General features: G+C 73.6%; 16 protein-coding genes. 2 read left to right on the forward strand and 14 right to left on the reverse strand.

All coding sequences use genetic code 11. The features are described 5' to 3' along the window. Positions 1-1,326 (forward strand): hypothetical protein, encoded by a 1,326-nt coding sequence (locus tag BN159_RS29125; protein WP_015660596.1) that lies wholly within the window; start codon positions 1-3, stop codon positions 1,324-1,326. 23 nt (positions 1,327-1,349) lie between these two features. Here BN159_RS29125 and BN159_RS29130 read toward each other — a convergent pair whose 3' ends face one another. From BN159_RS29130 to BN159_RS29170, 9 genes are all read right to left on the reverse strand, one after another. Next, the gene (locus tag BN159_RS29130; protein WP_015660597.1) at positions 1,350-2,387 is read right to left on the reverse strand and encodes a rod shape-determining protein; all 1,038 of its coding nucleotides are present in this window, start codon (positions 2,385-2,387) and stop codon (positions 1,350-1,352) included. A 126-nt stretch (positions 2,388-2,513) separates the two neighbouring features. After that, positions 2,514-7,265, reverse strand: coding sequence for an SAV_2336 N-terminal domain-related protein (locus BN159_RS42965; RefSeq protein ID WP_015660598.1), 4,752 nt, complete (start codon positions 7,263-7,265; stop codon positions 2,514-2,516). Next, on the reverse strand, positions 7,255-8,262 hold the full coding sequence (locus BN159_RS29140) for an AAA family ATPase (protein WP_015660599.1): 1,008 nt from the start codon (positions 8,260-8,262) through the stop codon (positions 7,255-7,257). The genes BN159_RS42965 and BN159_RS29140 overlap by 11 nt, the downstream gene beginning before the upstream one ends. Positions 8,263-8,298: 36 nt before the next feature. Beyond that, positions 8,299-9,972 (reverse strand): VMAP-C domain-containing protein, encoded by a 1,674-nt coding sequence (locus tag BN159_RS29145; RefSeq protein WP_015660600.1) that lies wholly within the window; start codon positions 9,970-9,972, stop codon positions 8,299-8,301. Beyond that, positions 9,969-10,322 (reverse strand): CU044_2847 family protein, encoded by a 354-nt coding sequence (locus tag BN159_RS29150; RefSeq protein WP_015660601.1) that lies wholly within the window; start codon positions 10,320-10,322, stop codon positions 9,969-9,971. Before BN159_RS29150 ends, BN159_RS29145 begins: the two co-directional genes overlap by 4 nt. Positions 10,323-10,412: 90 nt before the next feature. Beyond that, positions 10,413-11,750: a carboxyl transferase domain-containing protein gene (locus BN159_RS29155; RefSeq protein WP_015660602.1), complete on the reverse strand. Its 1,338-nt coding sequence runs from the start codon at positions 11,748-11,750 to the stop codon at positions 10,413-10,415. Then, positions 11,743-13,188 (reverse strand): acyl-CoA synthetase, encoded by a 1,446-nt coding sequence (locus BN159_RS29160; RefSeq protein WP_015660603.1) that lies wholly within the window; start codon positions 13,186-13,188, stop codon positions 11,743-11,745. The genes BN159_RS29155 and BN159_RS29160 overlap by 8 nt, the downstream gene beginning before the upstream one ends. A 152-nt stretch (positions 13,189-13,340) precedes the next feature. Continuing rightward, the gene (locus tag BN159_RS29165; RefSeq protein ID WP_015660604.1) at positions 13,341-15,659 is read right to left on the reverse strand and encodes an ATP-binding protein; all 2,319 of its coding nucleotides are present in this window, start codon (positions 15,657-15,659) and stop codon (positions 13,341-13,343) included. A 57-nt stretch (positions 15,660-15,716) separates the two neighbouring features. Further along, entirely contained in the window at positions 15,717-16,604 is an 888-nt protein-coding gene (locus BN159_RS29170; protein WP_015660605.1) for an ATP-grasp domain-containing protein, read from the reverse strand. Positions 16,605-16,732: 128 nt separating this feature from the next. Here BN159_RS29170 and BN159_RS29175 point away from each other — a divergent pair, with 128 nt between their 5' ends. Further along, positions 16,733-17,782: a MerR family transcriptional regulator gene (locus tag BN159_RS29175; protein WP_015660606.1), complete on the forward strand. Its 1,050-nt coding sequence runs from the start codon at positions 16,733-16,735 to the stop codon at positions 17,780-17,782. Positions 17,783-17,787: 5 nt separating this feature from the next. Here the strand turns inward: BN159_RS29175 and BN159_RS29180 are convergent, their stop codons facing one another. The 5 genes from BN159_RS29180 to BN159_RS29200 form a co-directional block, all read right to left on the reverse strand. Continuing rightward, positions 17,788-18,633 carry an MEDS domain-containing protein gene (locus BN159_RS29180; RefSeq protein ID WP_015660607.1) on the reverse strand — a complete coding sequence of 282 codons (846 nt, stop codon included), beginning with the start codon at positions 18,631-18,633 and terminating at the stop codon, positions 17,788-17,790. Positions 18,634-18,767: 134 nt separating this feature from the next. Continuing rightward, complete coding sequence (locus tag BN159_RS29185) at positions 18,768-19,352, reverse strand: hypothetical protein (protein WP_078598897.1); 585 nt, start codon at positions 19,350-19,352, stop codon at positions 18,768-18,770. Then, positions 19,252-20,151 (reverse strand): FkbM family methyltransferase, encoded by a 900-nt coding sequence (locus BN159_RS29190; RefSeq protein WP_015660609.1) that lies wholly within the window; start codon positions 20,149-20,151, stop codon positions 19,252-19,254. Before BN159_RS29190 ends, BN159_RS29185 begins: the two co-directional genes overlap by 101 nt. Further along, the gene (locus BN159_RS29195) at positions 20,148-20,375 is read right to left on the reverse strand and encodes a Trm112 family protein (protein ID WP_015660610.1); all 228 of its coding nucleotides are present in this window, start codon (positions 20,373-20,375) and stop codon (positions 20,148-20,150) included. The genes BN159_RS29190 and BN159_RS29195 overlap by 4 nt, the downstream gene beginning before the upstream one ends. Then, entirely contained in the window at positions 20,372-21,283 is a 912-nt protein-coding gene (locus tag BN159_RS29200; RefSeq protein ID WP_041821998.1) for a hypothetical protein, read from the reverse strand. Before BN159_RS29200 ends, BN159_RS29195 begins: the two co-directional genes overlap by 4 nt. Positions 21,284-21,292: the final 9 nt, after the last annotated feature.

The raw sequence follows: 21,292 nt of genomic DNA on the forward strand, positions 1-21,292 counted from the left end.
ATGAACGATCGGCGAAGGCTGCTGTGGCCGGGGGCGGTCGCGGGGATCGCGGTGCTGCTGGCCGGGGGCTGTTCCGGGGACGCGGGGGCCGGGGAGTGTGTGCGGGTCGTCGACGAGGACACGGGGGAGACGGGCAAGGAGTGCCTGCCGCTGGCGCCCGAGAGCGACCGGGTGGACCTGGCCGAGCCGGTCTTCTCCCACCCGACGCGGATCACCAACCCCCTGCACCCCACCAGCGAAGTGGACCAGGTCGTCATGGGCGGCCAGGCGGACGAGGCGGTCTTCCGCACCGAGGTCAGCTTGCTGCCCGGCAGCAAGACGATCAAGTGGGACGGAACCTCGGTCAAGGCTCTGACCTCGCAGTACGTCGCCTACGCCGACGGCCGGATCCAGGAGGTCGCCCTCGACTGGTACGCCCAGGCGGACGACGGGGCGGTCTGGTACCTCGGGGAGGACGTCTTCAACTACGAGGACGGGGTCGTGGCCGATACCGAGGGCACCTGGCAGGCGGGCCGTGACGGGGCTCCGCCGGCGATGATCATGCCCGCGGCTCCGGAGGAGGGGGATGTGTACCGGCCGGAGAACCTGCCCGGGGTGGTGTTCGAGGAGGTCACGGTGAAGACCGTGGACCAGACGGTCGACGGGCCGTACGGCGAGGTGAACGGTGCGATCACCGTCACCGAGGTACACATGGACGGCTCCACGGAGGACAAGGTCTTCGCGCCGGGGTACGGGGAGTTCTCGACCGGTACGGCGAGCGGTGACCTGGAGGCGGTGTCGCTGGCGGTGCCCACGGACGCGGCGCCCGGCGCGGCGCCCGCTGAACTGACCGCGCTGGACACGGCGGTCCGGGCGGCGCAGGACGGCGAGGTGACCGAGGACGACGCACGAGGGGTCCAGCGTGCCTGGAAGACGTACCTCGCCTCGGATGCGGTGCCGTCGCTGCTGTCGCGGCAGATGAACCGGGACGTCGAGGCGCTGGCAGGGGAGGAACCGGGTGAGGCGGCGCTGCGGGTCGCGCAGGACGTCGGGGATCTGCGGCTGCGCTACGAGTCCGTACGGGCCGTGGATCTGGACCGGTTCGACATGTGGGCACGGCAGTTGGGGATCGACGCGGAGGAGAAGGACGCGGGAGCGGTCGCGGGCGACGTCACCAGCCTGGAACTGACCTGGCAACGGCTCCGCGACGACTCGTCGGCGGCGCAGGACGTCACGGCGACCCTGGCGGAGGCCAGGGAGGCGGCGGACGGGAAGGACATGGGTACGGCTGAGCGCTTGGCCTCGGAGCTGACAGCGGCGATCGCGGAGGTGCCGAACGGGTCCTGATGCAGGTCACGGTCACGGCAGGCTCAGGTGGCCAGCGGGTCCAGCTCCAGCGGAGCGATCTTGCCCTCCAGCATGGTGCCGAGACCCTGCACGGCGCACACGTCCGGCCGTTCGGCGATGTGCACCGGCATGCCCGTGGCCTGCCGCAGCATCTGGTCGAACCCGGGCAGCAGCGCACTGCCGCCGACCATCATGATCCCCCGGTCCGCGAGGTCGGCGACCAGATCGGGCGGGCAGTCCCGCAGCACCTTGCCGATCCCGTCGAGCACGGCGGTGAGCGGGGTCTGGATGGCGTCCCGTACCGCGGCGGTGTCGACCTGGACCGAGCGGGCGAGGCCGGTGGCGACGTCCCGGCCGTGGATCTCGGTGGACGCCGGGCCGTGCGTGGTGAGCCCGTTGCCGGACAGGGCGAGCTGGAGCGGCCGTACCGACTGGCTCGGCAGCACCAACTCGTGCTGGTGGCGCAGATGCTGGACGATCGCGTGGTCCACGGCCTCGCCGCCCACCGCGATCCGCTCGGCCGTCACGATCGAGCCGAGGGAGAGCACGGCGACCTGGGTCGCCGCCGCGCCGCACACCATGACCATCGTGGCCTCGGGCTGCTCCACGGGCAGCCCGCAGCCCACGGCCGCGGCGATCAGCGTGTCCACCAGCTCCACCCGCCGCGCCCCGAGTCCGACCAGGGTCTCGATGGCCGCGCGCTGCGCCAGCGGATCGGCGTCGTGCGGGGTGCAGGCGGCGGCCCGCAGCCGCGGCTTGCGGCGCAGGGCGCGGCGGACCTTGTCGCCGAGCAGATGCCGCAGCATGCGCTGCGCCATCTCGATGTCGACCACCGTGCCGCCGGAGACGGGACGCACGACACGGATGTAGTCGGGCGTACGGCCGGTCATCTTCTCCGCGAACTCGCCGACCGCGATCAGCGCGCCGGTACGGGTGTTCACGGCGGCGGCGGAGGGCTGGTCGACGACGAGCCCGGCCCCCTTCACGTATACCCGCGTCCTCGCCGCGCCCAGATCGACGGCGAAGTGGCAGCGGCGCAGCTGCTCCAGACTGGCGGTCATGGCAGGCCTCCCGAGAGCACGGACCGTGGGCCGCCGAGTAGCGGGCCTCACTGGAATCGTGCGGGGGCTGTGGGAGGGGCGCGTGTTGTGGTGGGCCGGGTGGGGCGCCGCTGAATGGGGGGTTTGTCAGCGGGAGCGGGCGGCGTCGAGGAGGGGGGAGAGGCTGGAGACGAGCGGTACCTCTCGGTCCGCCACACGTAGTTGACGCCAGGAGTTCGGGCTGTAGCCGATGAACGGCAGGCCGATGGTGCGGGCGGCGGTCTGTTCGGCGACGGTGGAGGCGATCAGAACACAGGCGGAGGCGGGTGCCTGCGCGTGGTCGAGCGCCTCCAGCAGAACGTGCGGATGGGGCATCAGTCGGGTGAGGTCCGAGGAACGGCCGTACACGCCTCCCGGCACATGGTCGGTCAGGCGGCCTCGCCGCAGGAACCAGGTGGCCGCCTCAGTGGCCCGGTCGGTCACCACGGCCGGTCGGGCCCCGCCGACGTTCAACGCCTGGAGCAGCTCGCGGGCCAGAGGGTTGGGCCGGGCGATACGAGCCGCCCGGCTGTCGTGCAGGTCCACCAACTTGCGAACCTCATGGGCCAGCTTGTGTTCGGCGAATGCCCGCAACAGGCTGAGTGAGTCGGCTTGGTCCATGGGCCCGATCGACGGCAGCGGTTGCCCGGACAGCGCTCCCGCGGGGTCGCGTTCTTCAACAAGCAGCCGCGCGATGTCCTGAAGTACCTCCCGCTCGGCGTCCGCCGGGTACAGGTGCGCCAGGATCTCGTCGAATCCGAGCAGCACGCACTGCGCATTGCGGATCAGCTCCTGTGGCGTACGCAGGGCGGTGCCCGAGTGGATCACGGTGGGCCCCCCGAACGCCCGGGGCAGGGTCCAGCGCAGCGCGTACCCGGGCACACTCCACTGACCCAGTGCCTCTTTGAGCCCGCCCTTGCGGGCCGCTGCGGTGACCAGCACGTCGGTGAGCATCCTGGCCAGGTCCAGTCCGGGGCTCTCAGCGGCCTTGAGCGGGTCCTCGACACACCACGACACGGACACCCCCGGCACCCCGAGGCGTGAGAGATGGCGTTCCCATAGATCGACTTCGAAATATCGCCACCTGGCCCGGACGGCGTTGGACGCCTCCCGGACGGACGGCGAGTCCGTGCGAGCGAGCCCACCGTCCTCGAAGGAAAGGACGACGACCTGGCCCGGGTTCTGGGCCTGGGGGATCCCTCCGTCGTACGGCATGGGGAAAGGCCCGTGTACAGCTCGCCCCTCCGCCGGGAGGCGTGCGCCGTCGATCAGCCTGAACAGTCGGTACCAGCCGCCGCCCTCGCCGAACTGACGGAAGTCACGCGGGTCCGCGGCTTCACCGTCGATGACCTCCACGTAGTGCCAGAACTCCGACAGCGCGACGATCGCCCGCGCCTGGGACGCGTGCAGTGCCGTCCTGGCCAGCTCGAAGTCCGGCCGGTCGCTGGAGACCTCCGTGCCGTCGGGCGCCAGGTGCGCCTGCCAGAAAGTGACGCAGAGCCGTAGGTCGCCGAAGGCGGACAGGTGAGTGGACAGTGCGTCCATCGTCGTCCGGAACAGCGGGGCCCCGTCCACGTACGGCTCCATGCGCGCGGTCACGCCCCAGGAGGTCTGCATCAGCTGGTACTCGTCCGGGCCGAGACCGCTGGCCGCGACCAGCTCCGCGACCATTCGGCGAAGCGCCGCCATGGCCTCCGAGACCGGCACTCCGTCGGTGAACTCGAAGCGGGCGAAGTCGTGCTGTTCCGTCTCGGGTTCGTCGTCCGTGTCCTCCTCCACCAGCAGCCGGTCCGGCTCGTCCTCCCCGAGCAGCGGGGGCTCTTCCTCGAACGCGGGTTCCTCTGGCCGCCGGGACTGGGGGACATCCGTGAGCGCCTCGCGCAACTCGTGCCCCAGCACCAGCAGTTCGGGGTTGTCGCCACCCGAGACCTCATAGTCGTCGAACGCGTCCAGCGCCTCCTCCATCCGGCCCTGGCGCTGGAGTGCGATCAGGTACAGGCGGCGGAAGTCCTCGCGGGACGGGTGGGTGCGGAGGAGGTCCGCGAGGTCGGTGGCCGCTCGTTCGAACTCGCCGAGCTCCAGGTCCAGTTCGGCTCGGGTGGTGTAGAGGGAGAGGCGCAGTTGGTGGAAGCGGGTGCGGGCGGCGTCTGCTGACGGGCCCGGGACGCCGTCCAGGGCGTTGCCGTGCCAGAGGGCCAGGGCCTCGTCCACCGTGGCGCGGGCGGAGGCGAGTTCGCCTGCCGCGCGCTGCTTCTCCGTCTGTTCCACCAGCTTCTGGCAGGTGACGACGTCCACGAAGTCGGCGCTCGTGTGCAGGGCGTAGCTGTCGGGACGGGCGGCCAGTACTCCTGGTCCCAAGGCGTTGCGCAGCCGGGAGGCGTAGGTGCGCAGGAGGGCCTTGGGGTCGCCCTCGGGTCCCAGCTGTCCCCAGAAGATGCCCTCGATGAGTTCGGCATGGGTCACGTCGCGGCCGTGGTGGAGGAGCAGCATGGCCAGCATGGCCTGCTCCCGAGGGGAGCCGGTGGCGAGCGGGCGCCCTGAGCCCCGGCGGATGGAGACGGGGCCGAGGAGGGAGTAGTAGACCGGATCGTGGGACTTCCACGCCTGGCGGACGAACGCGCCGTGCTGGAGCACGCGCAGACCCTCCCGCTGGTCCGCGAGGACGTCCGACAGCAGCAGCCGGAGCGCCCGGGCATAGGAGGGGCGCATGGACTCCGGCAGCACGCCCAGCTGACCGGCCGAGACGTTCACACCGGTCACGACAGGGGTGCCCGACGCCAGTTCGAACACCAGCTCGCCGAGATGGCGCAGGTCCATGGCGTACGGCTCCTGGCCGCCGTGCCCCAGGTTGAACAAGGTCAGCCGCACCGTGCCGTCGGGCAGGAGCATGACCCGGTTGGTGTCGAGGAACCCGTGCGGGACCCCGGCCTGATGCATCCCGTCGACCGCGCGGGCCAGTTGGGTGACCGTCGAGGCCAGGAGCGGCGCGGGCATCCGGTGACCGCCGGGCGAGTCGAGGGAGTCCAGCGCGACGCCGTCCACGTAGTCCGTGACGAGGTACTGGTGTCCGTCCTCGACCCCGTAGTCGTGGACGGACACCACATGCGCCGGACGTCCCGCCTTCAGCGCCTCCGCCTCCCGCAGGAAGAGCCGCACCCGGTCCGGATCGCTGAGCACGGGGAACCGCGACACCACGACCTGCGCCCCGGTCTCCAGGTCCTCGGCCCGTCGCAGGAAGCCGCCCTCACCGACCCCCTCCGCCATCCGGTACCGATCCCGCAGCGACCGAGACCGCGACCGCTCCCGCCGCCCCACCAGCCGATCCCGCGTCTCCTCCTCCACCGTCGCGATCGGCTCGCTCCGCGGCTGAGTCTCCGACCCGGACTCCATCGGAGTCGTCGCCCGGATCTCGCCCGCCGCCGTCCCCGCCCGGTCGTCGATCAGTGCGCCCAGCCGGGAGAGGAGGTCCGTCGTCCCGCGCCGGGCGGTGCGCGGCAGGCTCCGGAGCAGCAACTCCCGTACGCCGGAACGGAACACATAGCTTCCCGGCGGCCCGGAGACCCCCGTCAGCATGCCGCTGAGGATCACCTCCGCGAGATGCTGCGGCCGCGGCTCCGGCTCCAGCGCGGCCTGCACCAGCCGCATCACCGCCAGATCCGGCCGTCCCAGCGCCAGATGCCCCGCCAGCCGGACGGCCTCCGGAGAGGCCGAGGCACGGAACCGCAGCACCAGTTCCTCCGCGGACAGCGCACCGAAGTCGGCCCGGTCCGCCGTGTCCCCGGTCCGCACGCTCAGCCGGCCCACCGCCCCCGGGAACCCCTGGCCGCCGGGCGCCGCGACCAGCGCCGCCCAGTTCGCCAGCCAGCGCGGGCCCGGTTCGAGGACGGGGAGCGGCATTCCGGTCCCGGTGGCCATGACCTCGTCGTACGGGGTGAAGGAGAGCGTGGAGTTGGGCGCCGCCGGATGCGGGGCGCTCAGCAGGCCGGGGGTCGTGGGCAGGGCGGTGTCCCGCCAGAGGTGTTCCGGCAGGGGCTGGACGACGGCCAGCGGCATTCGGCGGGCCCAGCGGCGCAGGGTGCCGTACCAGCGGGTCCCGGCCGGGCCCGGTCGCCACTGCGGGCCCATGCAGTCGCTGATCAGGAGGGTGACGGTGCGGCCGTCGGCGGGGGCGTGGGCGTCGGGGTGGCGGACCGTGCCGTCGGGCTCGGCGCGGTGCGCGGTCACCGTGCGGAAGATGCCCGACTGGGCGAGTGTGGTGTGCAGTTCGCGGATCAGCGGGCGCCAGACCGGCATCGTGGGGCCGGTGTCGTAGAGGAGGTTCAGACGCAGCCAGCGCTCCTGTGCGGGGCGCAGCACCGGCAGCCACCACTCGGGGCAGGCGCCCAGGCGGGCGATGCGGTCGGCGGTGGCCCGCTCGTCGAGTTCGAGCCGGTCGGGGGCGGCCGTGCGGCGCCTGAGCGGGCGCAGGGAGCGCTGGAGGGCGAGCGGGTGGTGGAGCATCGGCGGGGCGGGGGCCAGCAGCGCGGCGTGGGGTTCGGGGGAGGGCGGCGTCGTAGGCTCCGGCGGACGCGGTACCGGGGCCGGGGTGGGGGTGGGGAGGTGCAGCGGGGCGCGCGGGGGCTCCGGGGGGTCCTCGGCGCGTGGCTGTTCCACCGGGCGTGGTGGCTCCGGCGGTGGTACATCGTCGTCGTCAGGTGCCGGCCGCCGCTCCGGTGTCTCCGCCGCCCGCGGTTCCTCCATGTGCCGGGCCAGCCACAGCAGTTCGGCCAGTTCGAGCGCGGTCGGGCGCGCGCCGCCGCCCGCCTCGGCCAGTACGTCGGCCAGGCGGACCAGGGGTGAACGGCGGCGCTCAGAAGGCATCGGTGTGCTGGGCCTCCCCGAGGTAGGGCATGAGCCGCTCGGCGAGTTCGTCGAGGGAGTCGGCGCCGAGGTCGGACGAGCGGGCCAGGTAGATGGCGTTCAGGAGCTGGTCGGTGGCCAGGTCGCCGCCGCCGACCCGGGACAGGAAACGGCTGATCAGGCTCTGCGCGTAGGCGTCGGGCTCCTCGTCGAAGTGGGCGCGGACGATGTCGGCGAGCCGGGCGTCGTCGGGCTGGCGCAGCCGCAGGGTGACACAGCGGCGCAGGAAGGCGGGCGGGAACTCGCGCTCGCCGTTGCTGGTGAGCACGACGAACGGGAACGCCTGGCAGCGCACCCGGCCGCGCTCCACCGGAACCCGCTGATCGGTGCCGTGCACCAGCACGTCGGCGACGGGGGTGTCCCGGGCGCCGCGGATCAGCTCGGGGACCTCGTACTGGCCCTCCTCCAGCACGTTCAGCAGGTCGTTGGGCAGGTCCAGGTCGCTCTTGTCGATCTCGTCGATGAGCAGGGCGCGGGGACGTTCGTAGGGGAGCAGGGCGGTGCCGAGGGGGCCGAGGCGCAGATGGTCCTCGATGCCGGAGTCGGCGGGGGCGGTGGTGTGCCGGGCCGCGTACAGGCGGGAGAGCGGGTCGTACTGGTAGAGGCCGTCGTGCAGGGTGGAGCGGCTGGTGATGTTCCAGCGCAGGACCGGGCCGAGGCGCAGCTCGCGGGCGACGGCGTAGACCAGGGAGGACTTGCCGGTGCCGGGCGGGCCGGTGACGAGCAGCGGGCGGCGCAGATAGAGGGCGGCGTTGACGAGCTGCACCGTCTCCTCGGTGGCCCGGTAGGTCGCGGCGCGGTGGGTGCGGTCCGGGGAGACGGCGGCGGCGTCGGCGGTCGCGTCCGGGGAGGGGAGCGGCGGGCCGCCGTCGAAGGCCCGCCAGGGCGGGGGTGGCGGCAGCTCGGTGATGCCGTCGTGCGGCTCGTTGGTGCCGGTGTAGACGGGCCACAAGGGCATGGATCTTCTCTCCTGGATTCCTGGGTTCCTGGATCCTCAAGGCGCGTTCAGTTCGACGGGGGAGTGCAGGCTGGCGGCGGGCGGGGGGAAGCAGCGCGGATCGTCCCAGAGCAGCTGGACGTCCTTCGCCCAGTGCCCGTCCGGATCGTCGTCCGCGTCCGCGGTCTCCCGCAACTCCATGACGCGGCGCGGGAGTTCAGCGGGAGGCACGCGGGCCACGGTGGCGGTGAGCTCGTCGAGGAAGTCGGTGCCGGGGCAGGGGCCCAGGTGGGCGGGGTCGGTGCAGCCGGTGCGCGGCCACAGCAGCACCGGGACGGGGGTGTTGAGTCCGGCCTCGAAGTGCGGCCGGGAGGCGGTGGACGGGTAGGAGAAGACGGCCAGGTCGGCGTCGTCGTCGCGCAGCCGCTTGCGCAGGCTCGGCGGGCGTTCCAGGACACCGCAGTCGACGCGGTGCAGCCGGGCCGCCGTACGGGCGTCCAACTTCTGCCACTTCTTGGCCAGTTGATGCCGCAGGCGTCCGCTGCGGTACCGGGAGCGGTCCACCACGACCAGCGGGTGCGCGCAGCCCAGCGGGGTGGAGTCCTCGGGGCCGCACTCCCAGTGCGCCACCGGCTCGTTCAGCCACTCGCGCGGCAGCACGAACGTCACCAGCTCCTCCGCGTCCGGGGCGAGCTGCTCGAAGGCCTCGTCGACGCGCCGCTGGACGTACTCCCGTACGGCCGAGCGCGGCAGCCGCCGGGAGTCCACGCGCCGCCGGTGGCCGTCGCGGTAGGCGGAGACCTCCACGGTGACCTGGTCGGCACCGGCGCCGCTGTGCTCGATCTCGACGAGGATCGGCGACCAGGCGGGCGCGGCGGCGGGCGGCGCGGGCGGGGCACCGGCGGCCTCCAGCAGCTCCCGCAGCCGGTCGCCGAACGCGGTCACGGCGTCGGGCACCTCCCACTGCACATACCCGGCCGCCGCGCTCAGCGAGGCGAAGCCGCCCTTGGGCAGCGGCGGCCCGAACCGCCCCACGGCATCCAGGTACAGCCCGTCCGGGGCGCAGTCGAGTCCTTCGGCGACCGCCCGCTCCACCAGCGCGTACAGCCGGCGCAGCGCCTCGGGGCGGTGGTCGGAGTCGGGGATCCGCTCGCACAGCTCGGGCCAGTAGCGCACCAGGACCTGGGTCGGCAGCATCCGCCCGACCCGTGTGTCCCGGCCGCCCGCGACGGCCGACACCATCCCGACCACCCGGCCGTCCGCCAGGGTCACCGCCGCCCCGCTGAACCCCGCCGCCAGCGGCTGCCCGTGCGCGGTGAGGGCCTCCAACTGCGCCCACTCGCCGGAGATCAGCGGCCCCGGCAGCGCCCGATAGGAGGCGAGCATCCCCTCGTCGTACCCCTTGGGGAAGCCGTAGGCGATCAGCTCCGCGTGCTCCCCCTCATCGCCGGGCGAGGCGAACTCGGCCGGGGCGAGGGGCACTTCGCGGTCGAGTTCCAGTACGGCGAGGTCGCCGGGGTCGGTGGGTCGGCCCTGCCAGCCGCCGTGCACGGCGACGGTCGCCGGTATCCCGGTCAGCTCCCGGCGGCCCGGGAAGCTGACGACGACCGGCGCCAGGTCCCGCCGGCGCACCACATGGGCGCAGGTCAGCACATGGCGGCCGGAGACCAGGAAGCCCGCGCCCACCTCGGTGCCGCACTCGACGCGGGCGTGCCAGGCAGTGCCGTTCATGACCGCGCGGCGGCCTCCGGAGCCGGGCCACCGGACTGCCCCGGCGACCAGCTCAGCTTGACCACCAGATGCCCCTCCACGGCACCCTTGGCGATGACCGCGCCGGACTCCGCGGTGAGCTTCACTCCGAACTCCAGCTCCACCGAGTCGGGTCGCAGCGAGCCGTCCCGGAAGACCCGCAGCGCCGACTCGGCCGCCGCGCGGACGCCTTCCAGCGCGCCCTCGAAGGTCCGGGCCGCCCGCACCGGACCGTCCTCCCGCGCGACCAGCCGGGCCCCCGACTCGTCCTCGACCCCCTCCACCACCACGACGGCGCCGTCAGCGGTCTTGAACTCCATCAGCCCGTCCATGGCGCGGCTCGCTCCCCCGTGTGCTCTGTGCGGTCCCGATGGACTCCATTGTTACGGACCGTGCTCGGAATGTCGCCCGGTCCCGGCCGTTCAGGCCGACGCGATGCCGCGCACCACCCCCAGCTCCACCAAATCCTGTGGCCGAATACGGAGTTGATCCGCCGTCGGCTCCACCTCCGCAGCCGGGCGCTTCAGGATCGCCGCCGCCAGCTCCGGCGCGATCACCGAGAAGTAACTGTCCGGTGCGGCCCAGGTGTTGCCCGGCGCGGCGAGCGCGAGGGCGCCGCCGGAGCCGCCCTCGCCGATCACCAGCGTGGTGACCGGGGTGCGGGCCGCGGCCACCGCCGTGAACAGGTCCGCGATGGCCCCGCCCGCGGCCTGCCGCTCAGCCGCCGCGTCATTGGCGGCGCCCGGGGTGTCCACCAGGGTCAGCACCGGGATGCCCAGCCGGTCCGCGAGCCGGATCAGCCGGGCGGCCGTGCGGTAACCGGCGGGCCGGGTCGCCGTCCCGGTCTGCGCCGCGTAGGCGACCGTACGGCCCTCGTGCGTGCCGAAGCCGCACAGCATGCCGTCCGGGTCGGTGCCGCCCACCCGGTCGCCGCAGATGGCGACGCGATCAGTGAAGTAGGCGTCCAAGTAGCTTGCGGCGCGCGGTCGTTCCGCTGCGCGGGCCCGCCGTACCGCGTCCCAGCCCGTCGCCGGGAGCCCGGCGGCGCCGAGGGCCGCCGGTACCGGTGCCGGGGCCTTCGAGGTCGCCGTCAGCAGGCGCAGCCAGCGGCTCAGCGCCGCCCGCAGCTCCTCCGGCGGGACGAGCGCGTCGGCGGCCCCCGCCGCCACCTGTGCCTCGGCCGTGTAGGCCGCCGGGTCCGCGTCCGCGGGCCGGACCCGGGACCCGGCGAAACCGACCTGCGCCCCGGGCAGCGCCAGCACCACGTCGGCCCCCGCGCCCAGCGTGGCCCAGCCGCCGCCGGTCGTCGGGTCCCGCACCACCGCGATCTGCGCCAGACCCGCCTCCCGGGTCAGCACCGACTGCCGTGCCACGCGCTGGAGTTGGGTCAGCGCCAGCATGCCCTCCTGCATCCGGCTGCCGCCGGTGGCGACCAGCGGCACGACGGGCAGCCGGTAGGCGCGGGCGTGGGCGTAGGCCGCCTCCAGACGGTCGCCGGTGCGTTCACCGAGCGAGCCGCCGAGGAAGCCGAACTCGAACGCGATCAGCACCGCCCGGGTCCCGCCGACCAGGGCGGTGCCGCAGACCACGGACTCCTCCTCGCCGGTGCGCTCCGAGGCACGCAGCCGGGAGCCGTCGTAGCCCCGCCAGCCGAGCGGTCCGTCCGGCGCGGAGTCCCGTTCCGGGTGCGGGAGTTCGACGAAGGACGCATCATCGGCGACCAGCGCGATGACCTCCCGCGCGTGCAGGCGGTCAGCCATGGCTCAGCGCTCTCTTCATGATCTTCCCCATGTCGTTGCGGGGCAGCGCGTCCAGATGGTGCACGACCCGGGGCCGCTTGTGCGGGGCGAGCCGCCGGGCCACGTGATCGGCCAACTCCTCGACGGTGGGCGGCTTTTCGGGGTCCGCTGGGACCACCCACGCCACGATCCGCTCACCCAGATCCGCGTCTGGCTCCCCGGTCACCGCGGCCTCCCGCACCCCCGGATGTTCCAGCAGCGCGTTCTCGATCTCCCCGGCGCCGATCTTGTAACCGCCGCTCTTGATCAGGTCGGTGGCCTTGCGGCCCACGATGCGGACGTACCCGTCGGGGTCGCGCACCGCCATGTCCCCGGTGCGGAACCAGCCGTCCGCGGTGAACGCGTCGCGCGTGGCGTCCGGCCGGTTGAGGTACTCGGTGAACAGGTTCGGCCCGCGCACCTGGATCTCGCCCACCGTCTCCCCGTCGTACGCCGCGATCGGCGTCCCGTCCTCCTCCACCAGCCGCAGTTCCACGCCCGGCAGCGGCACGCCGACGGTGCCGGGGCGGGCCTCGCCGTCCGCGCGGATGCTGGTGTTCATCAGTGTCTCGGTCATGCCGTACCGCTCGATCACCCGCCGCCCGGTGGCCTCGGCGATCCGCTCGTGGTCGTGCACGGGCAGTGCGGCCGAACCGGAGACCAGCAGCCGCGCCGAGCCCATCGCCCGCGCGAGCTGCGGGTCCTCGGGGAGCGCCTGGGCGAGGCGGTGGTACATCGTCGGCACGCCGAACAGCATGGTCGCGCCGTCGCCCAGCTCCCGTGCCACGCCCTCCGGGCTGAACCGGCCGAGGTGGCGCACGGATCCGCCGCGCCGCAGCGGCCCGAGGATGCCGAGGACCAGCCCGTGCACATGGAACAGGGGCAGCCCGTGCACCAGGACGTCGTCGCCGGTCCACTGCCAGGCGTCGGCGAGCGCGTCGAGGGTGCGGGCGACGGCCCGGCGGGGGAGGACGGCGCCCTTGGGGGGTCCGGTGGTGCCGGAGGTGTAGACGACGAGGGCGGGGTCCTCGTCGGAGGTCTCGGTCGGGCGGTGTGCGCCGGTGGCCCGGACGTCGACGTCCACCCGCTCCAAGTCCTTGAGCGCGTCCGGGAGTTCGTCACCCGGGGCGGCGAGTACGAGGCCGGGCGCGCTGTCGGACAGGATGTGCCCGAGTTCCTTCTCCCCGGACTTCGGGTTGAGCGGAACGGCGGCGATCCCCGCCTCCAGCGCCGCCACCACCGCCACGGCGGTCTCCAGCTCCGCAGTCGCCCAGACGGCGACCCGTCGGTGCCCGGCGATCCGGTCCGCGAGGGCGCCGGTCGCGGCGGCGAGCCGCGCGTACGTCAGGGACCGCTCGCCGAACCGCAGCGCGATGCGCTCGGGCGGACCGTCGGCCAGGGCCGGGAAGAGAGAGGACACGCGTCGTATCTCCTTAGCAGTCGGCGTGCGGCACCATCACGCCACCACGATGCCCCGGTCCACGGGCTCAGGGCGGGAGATTGCGCCCTGCCGAGCCGTCCTGTGCCCCTTCTCACCCAGCCCCTGTCCCGCACCTCACCCTGTCCCGGCCCTCACCCCTCCCCGGCCCGTGCCGTGAACCAGGCGGCCAGCTGGCTGCGTTTGCTGAACCCCAGCTTCACCAGGATCCGCTCGACATGTCCCTCAGCCGTCCGCTGGGCGATGACCAGGGACTCGGCGATCTGCCGGTTGGTCAGACCGCGGGCGACCAGCGCCGCCACCTCGGCCTCCCGCCGGGTCAGCGGCCGGGTGTCCGGGGCGGTGGCCGTGCCGGACGTCGGGCGGCGCAGCTCGCCGAGCGCGTAGGCGATGACGTCGTTGCGGGCGAGCGCGCCACCCCGCCGGTAGGCCCTGCCGTACGCGGGATCGCTCAGCGCGCTCCGGGCGTGCCGCTCGCCCGCGCCCTGGACCTGCGTCTCCGTCGGGTCGCCGCCGATGTCGCGCCAGATGCGGTCCACCGCGCCCCGCAGCACGGCCGCCTGTTCGGCCCGCCCGGCGAGCGCCTCGGCCGCGGCGAGCAGGTCCAGGGTGCGGGCGAGGCTCTGCCGCTGCCGTCCGGTGTACGGCAGCCGCAGGCACGCGCGCGCGTGCTCCGCGGCCCGGTCGTACTCGCCCAGGGACCAGTGCGCGAGGCCCAGGGTCCGTAACGCCCAGGCGCGCGCCCACTGTTCGCCGTGCGCCTCGCAGACGGCCACGGCCTCGGCGCACAAGGGGATCGCCTCGCCCGCCCGGCCCCGGCTGACCAGGGTGCAGGCGAGCTCGACCCGGGTGAGGACGACGAAGGCGACGGTGGTGGCGGCCACGTGGACATCGCTCTGCCGGTTCTGCGGCGTGTCGCCGTCCCGGAACTGCCAATTGCTCGGCTTGGCGGGATTCGCCAGCAGGGGCGGGATCGGGGGCGGGGTGGGGATCGGTAGTTCGGAGTCGGTGGGCGGGGTGGTGTGCGGGGGGTCCGCGCCGGTCAGGACGGCGGCGGAGCGGGTGTGGACCAGCGACATCAGCGCGCCCGCCCACATGGCGCGGGTCAGGGCCGGGTCGGGTCGTGCCCCCGCCCGCAGCGCGCGGTCCAGCCAGTGCCGGCCCTCGCCCCAGATGCCGCTCGCCACCCAGTGGAACCACAGGGTCGCGGCCAGCCGCAGCCCGGCCTGTGCCTCGCCCGGCGTGGTGAGGCAGAAGTCCAGCGCGGCCCGGAAGTCGTCCTGGTCCAGGCGGAGCCGGTCGGTCACGGCGACCTGGTCGGGCCCGAACCAGGAGGCCTCGTACTCGGCGGCGAGCCGTGCGAAGTAGTCCCGGTGCCGCCGCCGGGTCACGGTGACCTCGCCGATGTCCTCCAGCTTCTCCAGGCCGTAGTCCCGCAGCGAGACCAGCAGCCGGTAGCGGACCTGCCCGCCCCGCTCCTCCCGCACCAGCACCGACTTGTCGACCAGCCCGGCGACCGCGTCCAGCACGTCCGTCGCGCCCAGGCCCTCCCCGCCGCACACCGCCTCCGCGGCGGCCAGGTCGAAGCCGCCGACGAACACCGACAGCCACGCCCACACCAACTGCTCCTGCGGGGTGCACAGTTCATGGCTCCAGTCGACGGCCGAGCGCAGCGTGCGATGCCGGGGCGCGGAGGCGGGGCTGCCGCCGGTGAGCAGCTGATAGCGGTCGTCGAGGCGGGCCACGAGCTGGTCCACGCCGAGCGCCCGCACCCGTACCGCGGCCAGTTCGATGGCGAGCGGCAGCCCGTCGAGCCGACGGCACAGCCGGGCGACCGCGTGCTGGTTGCCCTCGCCGACGGTGAACCCGGGCACCACGGCCGCCGCCCGGTCCGCGAACAGCCGCAACGCGGGGAAGTGCTCGGCGGCCGAGGGGCCCAGCTCCTCCGGGGTGGGCGCGGGCAGCGGCGGCACCTCGTACAGCTGCTCACCGGCGAGCCCCAGCCGGTGCCGGCTGGTCGCCAGCACCCGTACGCCCTCGGTGGCGGCCAGCAGGGTCTGCGCGAGCAGGGCACAACTGCGCAGCACATGCTCGCAGTTGTCCAGGACGAGCAGCAGGTTGCGGCCGCGCAGATGCTCCACGAGGACGTCCAGCGGCGGCCGCCCCGTCTCGTTGCGCACATCGAGGGCGTCGGCCACGGCGTGCGGCACGAACGCCTCGTCGCCGAGCGCGGCCAGCGACACCAGCCACACGCCGTCCAGGAACGTCCGCGCGATCTGTTTGGCCACATGCGAGGCCAGCCGGGTCTTCCCGACCCCGCCCGGACCGGTCAGCGTCACCAGCCGGGCCTCGGTCAACAGCCTTCTGACGTCCGCCGACTCGTCCCGCCGCCCCACAAAACTGGTCAGCTCCGCCGGGAAGCCGGAGGCGCGCCGCGCATGGGATTCGCCCACCGACCCAGGGTAAGCACAAGATCCCGACGGAACGTCAGGTTCCCGGATTTCCCGCCTTTACGAGCGACCGCGGCCGAGCTCCGCCTCCGCCAGCACGGCCGCCACCACCCGCTCGACCGACCCGGGATGCAGGAACAGGAACAGATTCGGCTCGACCAGCTCCAGCTCCATCACCCGCGGCTCCCCGTCCTCCCCGTCGACGAGATCCACGCGCGCGTACAGCAGCCCGTGCGCGTCCGGTACGGCGGCCAGCGCGCGCTCGGCGACGGCGAGTTCGGCCTCGGTCGCCGTCCACGGCTCCAGACCGGGATGGGCCACCTTCTGCGCGTCGAAGGCCGCACCGGGCGCCAGCACGGCCTGCTTGCGGCTGGCGTGCAGCAGCCGCCCGCCGAAGAACTGGAGCGCCCGCTCACCCCGGGTGTCGATACTGCGCACATAGGGCTGCACCATCGCGGTGAACCCCTCGTCGTGCATCCGCGCCAGATGCCGTACGGCCGCCTCGTGCCGGTCGGGCGTGTAGCGGGCGGCGTAACGCGCACCGGCGCCGGAGGTGGGCTTGATCACGTACTCGTGCTCGTCGGGGAGGTCCGGGGCGGCGCCGGGCGGGAGGTACCGCGTGGAGACGACGGGCACGCCCACCTCGCCCAGCTCCCCCAGATACCGCTTGTCGGTGTTCCACCGCACGATCGCCGCGGGATTCGCCAGCCGCGTGACCTTGCCGCACCGCTCGGCCCACGCCACGAACTCGGCGGTGCGCCAGCTGTAGTCCCAGGTCGACCGGATCAGCGCGAGATCGTAGGCGGCCCAGTCGACGGTGTCGTCGTCCCAGTGCACGACGTCCGCCCCGGCCCCGGCCGCCGCCAGCGCCTCCCGCAGCACCGGCAGATCGCGGTCATGGCTCGGCTCGGGCAGGGGATCGTAGGTGACCAGGGCAATTCGGGGCACGGCGGGCTCCAGAGTCGGGGAACGGACCGTCCGCAGGCTAATCACGCCCCACGCAACCGCGGCAACCGAATTGACCTTCCCCCTCGGTGAAGCCCCAGCATCGAGGGACCGGAACACGGGAGGTGCCCATGGCGGGCATGCTGACGATCGGCGCCTTCGCACGGGCCTGCCGGCTCTCGCCCAAGGCCCTGCGCCTGTACGACGAACTCGGCCTGCTGCGCCCCGCGCGCGTGGACCCCGAAACGGGCTACCGCTACTACGCGCCCGCCCAGCTCGAACAGGCCCGCCTGATGGCGTGGCTGCGCCGCATCGGCATGCCGCTGGCCCGGATCCGGGAGGTCGGCGCACTGCCCCCGCAGGCGGCGGCCCGGGAGATCCGGGCGTACTGGGCGGGCGTGGAGGCCGAGACGGCCGTACGGCGGGACCTGGCCGCCTTCCTGATCGACCGGCTGACGACCACGTCGAGAGAGGACATCACCATGCTGGAACTGCGTCACTCGGCCCGCTCGGACCGCGGCCTGGTCCGCGCCGCCAACCAGGACACGGCCTACGCGGGCACCCGGCTGCTCGCGGTGGCCGACGGATACGGGCCCGAGGGCGGCCCGGCGAGCAGCGCCGCGGTGGCGGCCCTGCGCCGTCTGGAGAGCGAGGAGCTGTCGGCCGGGAACGTCCTGAACCTCCTGGCGGAGGCGACCGGGCAGGCCGCGCAGGGAATGGCGGAGGAGACCGGCACCACCCTGACGGCGCTGCTCAGGACGGGCTCCCGACTGGCCCTGGTCCACATCGGCGACTCCCGCGCCTACCTCCTGCGCGACGGCGACTTGTTCCGCATCACCCACGACCACACGGTGGTCCAGTCCCTGATCGACGAGGGCCGGCTGACCCCGGAGGAGGCCACGACCCACCCCCAGCGCGCCCTGCTGCTGAAGTCCCTGTCCCCGACCACCTCGAACACCCCGGACCTGCACCTCCAGGACGCCCACCCCGGCGACCGCTACCTCCTCTGCTCCGACGGCCTGCCCACGGTGGTCCCCGACGCCCGGATCCGGCACGTCCTGTCCACCGCCCCGGACCCGGACACCGCCGTACGCACCCTGATCGACGCGGCGAACGAGGCGGGCGGGCCGGACAACGTCAGTTGTGTGGTGGCGGATGTGGTGGAGGCGGCGACGGACTGAGCGCCTCAGCCGGCCGCCCCCTCCTCCGCCAACACGTCCAGCACCAGCTGCGGAGCGTTGTCCGCCCCCAGCTGCCGCAGCACCAGCGCCAGCAGTTCCCCGCAGTGCACGGTGACCTCGCTGCCCCGTGGCAGGGAACCGGCGAGGCTGATGAGCTGCCAGGCGCAGTGGGCCTCCATGAAGCAGAGGTCGCGCAGGTCGAGGGTGATGCGGGTGGGGCGGGAGGTGTCCTGGCGGGCGGCGACCGCCTCGCGCAAGGTCTCCACGAAGTCGGCGCGGGTGCCGGAGGTCTCGGCCACCCGGAGGGGGTGGAGCCGGGCCACGCCGTCCAGCAGGCCGCGCCCGAAGCGCTGGCGGTCGTACCAGCAGATCGCGGTGAACAGCGGGTCCGCGAAGAGCGGGGCCACCGACGCCTCGTAGTCCAGCAGCACCTCCTCGGCGAGGCCCGCCCGCGGGGCCCAGCCCATGTCCGCGGCGACCCGCAGCCCTGCCCAGCCCTCCTCGTGGGCGCGCTCGACCTCGGCCCGGTACAGCTCGATCGTGCGTTCCTTGCGGAAGCGGCCGTCCGGCAGATACATCTGCGGGGTCCGCTTCAGCGCCAGCTGCCCGCTCGCCCGTGCCGCCGAGGCGCCGGTGCCGGACTGGTCGAGGAGGGCGACGACCTCGTCGTCCTGGAGGTCGTCCGGGTCGATGACCAGCAGGACCTTCTCCCGGCGGGCGAGGCTGGTGCGGGTGTAGGCGGTGAACACCGCCCACGACGACTCGCCGTCGCCCGCCTCCATGAGGGCGTGATCGCCCAGTTGCAGCCGCTCGACGGGGACAGTCCGCTCGGTCCGCTCCGGATGCTCCATACGGTGACATTAGGCACAGGCGGCACGGGCCCTCCCGGATGATCGGCGATGTTCGCACCGGGGACGGGTTCCGGGAGAGGGGTGGGGAAAGGGGATCGGAAGTGTCCGTGTCGGTACGGCTATTGATCGGGAGCTCAGGGCGCCGGATCCACCGCGACACGCTGGAGAAGTCCCCACGAGAACTCCGCCACGCACGCGTGCCGTGCGCCCCGGGCGTCCGGGGCCGTGAAGGCCAGACCCCACCGGGTCGGCGCCGAGCCCTCCAGCGGGCGGACGGGGGCGAAGGCGCGGGCCGCCTCGTCGACCGTGCAGGACCAGGGCGTCAGATCGTCCAGGGTGCGCAGCGGCGGCGGTTCGGCACCCGGGGCGCGGACCAGCCATTCGTTCCATACGGCGCCGGTCGGGGCCAGCAGCACCTCGAAGCGCAGGGTGGGCCAGAGCGGGAGGGGCCACAGCCACGCCTCGCACTCCAGGTCACCGACCTTCCGCCGCACCACCGACTCGGGTGCGCCGAGGACCGAGCGGTACCGGGAGGCCGCGGCGCGGGCGCGCGGGGAGCGGATCATCGCCTGCCACTTCTTGTTCGCCTCCCGCATCTCGGCCACCGAGACGCCCAGTTCATGCCGGGCGTCCTCGACCAGGTCGGGGTTGTGGTCGGCCATCCGGCGCAGCAGGACGAGCTGGAAGTGGAGCGGGCCGAAGGGGGTGGTGGTCGGCATGGGGTCCATGGTCGCGCACCGGGCCGCCCGGCCGGCGGCCGTCCGGCAGGAACAGCACCGAGTTGACGTAACGCGGGCCGCCGCCCGGCAGGACCCGGCGCAGCAGACCTCGGGTGACGACGTGCTCGGCGCGCGCCTGGTGGTCCTTGAGCGGGAACCCGGTGAGCGGCACCCAGCTGTCGCCGGGCAGCACCCAGCCGTCGTAGCGGAGGAGGGAGAGGTAGGTGATCACCGGGGTGATCGGCTGGATGCGGGTCTCCAACTCAACGAAGAGCGCCGGGCGGTCGCGGGCCAGGATGCCGGTCGCGCCGCGCAGGACCGCCAGTTCGCTGCCGTCCACGTCGATCTTGATGAAGTCGACGTCCCGCAGCCCGAGTTCGTCCAAGGTCACGCAGCCGACGTCCAGTGCGCGGCCGTGGATGTCCTGCCGGACCAGGGAGGACACTCCCCGGTCGCCGCCGTCGCCGGACGGCAGCCAGAGCCGGGCCGGGCCGGGGCGGTCGGAGGCGGCGGCCTGGACCACGCGGACGTTCGGCGGTGACCAGGAGTCGAGCAGCCGGGCCAGCCGCGGCACCGGCTCCACCGTCACCACCTGACGGGCGCGCCCCGACAGCCGGCGCGTCCACGGGCCGTACCAGCCGCCGACGTCCACGGCCGTGCCGCAGGACGGCGGGCACAGCTCGCCGAGCCGGGCCAGCTCGGGCTCGAAACGCGGGTACACGGCCCGCGCGGTCGCGGCGACCAGCCGCACCGGCAGGTGGGAGGCGATCCGGGCCGCCAGGGTCGGGGGCGTCGTCATGGCACCATCCGCTTGAGGAGCGCCTCGTGTTCGTCGTCGCCGACCTGCTCCCCGGAGGACGGCAGCAGTTGCGGGATGCCGTCGAGGATCGGGTAGCGGCGGCGCAGTCTCGGGTTGTACAGCGCCTCGTCCGGATCGGCGGGACCGTCCGGCGGGAGCAGGTGCAGCGGGCCCTTGTCGAGCGGGCACGCCAGGATCTTCAGGAGCGGGTCGTCGGCGTTCATGGTGGCGTCAACTCCTTGGTGGGGACGGGAGGTCGGGTTCGGGCCGGCTGGTCGTGCCGGGGCATGGACAGCAGTACGGCGATGGCGAGCGCGATGCCCGCGACGCGCAGCGTGAGCCGCACCGGGTCCTCCGGCAGCGCCTCGCCGAACGCGAGCGTGCCGAGCACCGCCGTGTACAGACAGGTCACGGTCGTGCACACCGGCACGATCAGCGAGGCGCGGCAGCGCTGGAGCGCGGCCTGCGACATCACCAGGCCGAACGCGCCGGTGAACAGCAGGAGATAGGGGTACGGCGAGCGCAGCAGCCCGACCAGCGCGCCGCCCCAGCCGTCGGCGGTGAGCCGGCTCGACACCCCCTTGATGGCCAGCGAGCTGACCCCGTACAGCAGGCCCACCGCCACGCCGTACTCCACGCCCGTGGTCGGCAGCCGGTGCCGGTGCCGGGTGCGCCGCTCGGCGGAGTTGTACAGCCACACCCCGGCCGCCAGCGACGGCACGCACACCAGCAGGATCAGCGGGTACGGCGCGTCCTGGCTGACGTTCTCCGAACCCTCCCGCAGCGACAGCACGACCATCAGCAGCGCGGCGAGGATCGCGGCGAGTGCGTATCGCTCCCGGCCGCTGGTCTCCTCGCCCAGCAGCCGGGCGGAGAGCAGCACGAGCAGCACCAGGCCGGAGACGAACAGGCCCTGGGCGGCGGCGATCGGCAGGGTGCGGTAGACGGCGAGCTGGGCCGCGAACCCGGCGGCGAGCGCCAGGGAGCCGCCGATCCACAGCGGGCTGCCCAGGACCAGCCGCAGCAGCCGGGCGGGCCGCCGGATCGACACCTCCGGCAGGGTGGCCAGCGCGCGTTTCTCCAGGACGAATCCGGTGCTGTACAGGACGTTCGCCAACAGGGCCGCGGCCACTCCCCACCA

It is taken from the genome of Streptomyces davaonensis JCM 4913 (assembly GCF_000349325.1).
Taxonomy (GTDB): Bacteria; Actinomycetota; Actinomycetes; order Streptomycetales; family Streptomycetaceae; genus Streptomyces; species Streptomyces davaonensis.